Origin of the sequence: Stenotrophomonas sp. YIM B06876, from assembly GCF_030711595.1 — a bacterium.
Classification (GTDB): Bacteria; Pseudomonadota; Gammaproteobacteria; order Xanthomonadales; family Xanthomonadaceae; genus Stenotrophomonas.
Genome location: NZ_JAUJUJ010000164.1, coordinates 1 through 1,736 on the forward strand (window position 1 = coordinate 1; position 1,736 = coordinate 1,736).

1 protein-coding gene is annotated in these 1,736 nt (G+C 64.3%); it reads left to right on the plus strand.

The features are described 5' to 3' along the window. The first annotated feature begins 75 nt into the window (after positions 1-75). A complete protein-coding gene (locus QZH66_RS15720; protein ID WP_305806835.1) occupies positions 76-1,608 on the plus strand; it encodes an acyl-CoA carboxylase subunit beta in 1,533 nt (510 codons plus the stop codon). The last annotated feature ends 128 nt before the right edge of the window (positions 1,609-1,736 follow it).

Sequence of the window (1,736 nt, forward strand, 5' to 3'; positions counted from 1 at the left end):
TCTGCTTGCAGCCCATGTGGGGCAAGCGCTGGCAGCTACTGAATAAATAGCAAACGAATTCAACAAGGACGAACCATGCAAAGCATCCTGGAGCAACTGGAAAAGAAGCGCGCCCTGGCGCGCCTGGGCGGTGGGCAGAAGCGCATCGACGCCCAGCACGGCAAGGGCAAGCTCACGGCGCGCGAGCGCATCGAGCTGCTGCTGGACGACGGCACCTTTGAAGAGTGGGACATGTTCGTCGAGCACCGCTGCACCGACTTCGGCATGGAAGACAGCAAGATCCCGGGCGACGGCGTGGTCACCGGCTACGGCATGATCAACGGCCGCCTGGTGTTCGTCTTCAGCCAGGACTTCACGGTGTTCGGCGGCGCGCTGTCCGAAACCCATGCCGAGAAGATCTGCAAGGTGATGGACCAGGCGATGAAGGTCGGCGCGCCGGTGATCGGCCTGAACGACTCGGGCGGCGCGCGCATCCAGGAGGGCGTGGCGTCGCTGGGCGGCTATGCCGACGTGTTCCAGCGCAACGTGCTGGCCAGCGGCGTGGTGCCGCAGATCAGCATGATCATGGGCCCGAGCGCCGGCGGCGCCGTGTATTCGCCCGCCATGACCGATTTCATCTTCATGGTCAAGGACAGCAGCTACATGTTTGTCACCGGCCCCGAGGTGGTCAAGACCGTGACGCACGAGGAAGTGACGGCCGAGGAGCTGGGCGGCGCCATCACCCACACCACCAAGAGCGGCGTGGCCGACCTGGCGTTCGACAACGACGTCGAGGCGCTGATGATGCTGCGCCGCCTCTACAACTACCTGCCACTCAACAACCGCGAAAAGCCGCCCGTGCGCCCCAGCGGCGACCCGGCCGACCGCGCCGACCTGAGCCTGGACACCCTGGTGCCGGCCAACGCCAACCAGCCCTACGACATGAAGGAGCTGATCCTCAAGACCGTGGACGACGGCGACTTCTTCGAGCTGCAGCCCGAATACGCCAAGAACATCGTCATCGGCTTTGCGCGCATGGAAGGGCAGAGCGTGGGCATCGTCGCCAACCAGCCGCTGGTGCTGGCCGGCTGCCTGGACATCAAGAGCAGCATCAAGGCAGCGCGCTTCGTGCGCTTTTGCGATGCCTTCAACATTCCCGTCATCACCTTCGTCGACGTGCCCGGCTTCATGCCCGGCACCAGCCAGGAATACGGCGGCATCATCAAGCACGGCGCCAAGCTGCTCTATGCCTATGCCGAGTGCACCGTGCCCAAGGTCACTGTCATCACGCGCAAGGCCTATGGCGGCGCGTACGACGTGATGAGCTCCAAGCACCTGCGCGGCGACGTCAACCTGGCGTGGCCGAACGCCGAGATTGCCGTGATGGGCGCCAAGGGTGCGGTCGAGATCATCTTCCGCGAAGACAAGAACGACCCGGTCAAGCTCGCCGCCCGCGAGGCCGAATACAAGGAGCGCTTCGCCAACCCCTTCGTGGCGGGCGCGCGCGGCTTCATCGACGACGTGATCCTGCCGCACGAGACGAGGAAGCGCATCTGCCGCTCGCTGGTCATGCTGCGCGACAAGAAGCTGGAGAACCCGTGGCGCAAGCACGGAAACATTCCGCTGTGAGCTGCCGCCCGTTCGCCCTGAGCTTGTCGAAGGGCCAGATCACAGCGAGCCGTTCCATACGGTTCTGAATTGAAATGTGCCGCCAGGCGCGGGGCTTCGACAAGCTCAGCCCGAACGGTGCTGGAAAG